Origin of the sequence: Geobacillus proteiniphilus, assembly GCF_001908025.1 — a bacterium.
Taxonomy (GTDB): domain Bacteria; phylum Bacillota; class Bacilli; order Bacillales; family Anoxybacillaceae; genus Geobacillus; species Geobacillus proteiniphilus.
In genome coordinates this window covers 1-1,277 of sequence record NZ_MQMG01000120.1, presented here as the reverse complement: position 1 = coordinate 1,277, position 1,277 = coordinate 1, and the positions used below count along the sequence as shown (strand labels likewise).

General features: G+C 52.6%; 2 protein-coding genes. Both read right to left on the bottom strand.

The features are described from left to right. Nucleotides 1-45: 45 nt before the first annotated feature. Entirely contained in the window at nucleotides 46-711 is a 666-nt protein-coding gene (locus BRO54_RS18790; protein ID WP_074044855.1) for a hypothetical protein, read from the bottom strand. Between the two features lie 200 nt (nucleotides 712-911). Next, nucleotides 912-1,277, bottom strand: a 366-nt coding sequence (locus BRO54_RS18785; protein WP_139268100.1) for an RNA-guided endonuclease TnpB family protein, incomplete at its 5' end; no start/stop codon positions are given.

Genomic DNA, 1,277 nt, shown 5'->3' with positions numbered 1-1,277 from the left:
GAAAAAAGGTGTCCCGCCGTTTTGGGACACCTTCTCCTTTGATTTCTACAGCAACTGAAGCAATGCTTTCTTGTTCGCTTGCACTTGTTCGATCAACGCATTGACTTTTTCTTTTAACTTCTGAATATCTGCGTTGTCGCCGCCGACTTTCTTTTCAAGGGCGCGAATTTCATTCGTCACCGCCCGCAGCTGGTTGGACAGGGCAATGAGCTGGCCGATGAGGCCATCAATTTGCGCTTGTTTTTCTTCATCGAGTTCCTCTTGGTCTTCATCAACGGGTTGTTGAGAAGTCGGAGACGATGCCTCCGTTGCGGTTTGCCCGCTGGACGCCGGAGCTGCAGCGTCATTAGCCGCTATGGCTTGTCCGCTCGGAGCGTCAGTTGCCGCTGTGGCTTCTGTCGGTTGAGAAGTGGACTGTTCGCCCGTTGACGCCGAATCGGCAGGCTTCGTTTGCGTGTCCGTTGCCGGTTCCGCTTCGCTCAATGCTTGAATGCGAGCGGTCACTTTGTTTAGCCGCTCTTCAATTTGGCTTACTTTTTTATTTAACTGCGCCAACTTTTGCGCAAGCATTTTTTGCTGCTTGGACGATTCCTGTTTTTTCTTCGCCTCTGTTTCCTTTTGTTCCGTCTTCTTCTTGACGACGACTTCCACTTTCTTCACCATCGTTTCGCGCTCATGCGCTTTGCCCGCAGGCTTGGCGGCCGCCCACATCGCTTTTCTTGTTCGTATATTTCCTTGTTTTTCGAAAGTTGACACTCCACACGCCTAAAGGGCGTGGGATTCTTGGGTCGTTTGCGCCCTCATCCATTTCTGGTTCGGACAACGCCCAAGTTCGGGGGTGTGTCATCACCCCGTCCCATCGGGTTAAGATGTACCCCAATGGGCGGCGCACCTGTGACCAGTGCGCTAGGTTAGGCGGCGAAGCCCGAAATCGCTTTGGCGATGTTGATCGCGCCATTCAAGTCAGCATGGAGAGTGTATCCGCACTTTTGGCATCGGAAGCGGATGCCGTTTCGGTTCGCTTTCTCTCGATGTCCACATTTACACGTTTGGCTCGTGTAGGTCGGCTTCACCCACTCCACCCGAATGCCCGCCATTTCCGCTTTATAGGCAATCATCGTTTGCAGTTGGTGAAATGCCCAAGAATGAAGGCTTCGTCCTGCTTCTTTGGCCGATGTTGCCCGTTTCCGAATCCCTGTCAACTCTTCCATCCGAATCACGCCAACACCGTTGGCGAGGGCAAAACGGACGATTTGACGGCTGATTTTGTGGTTTCG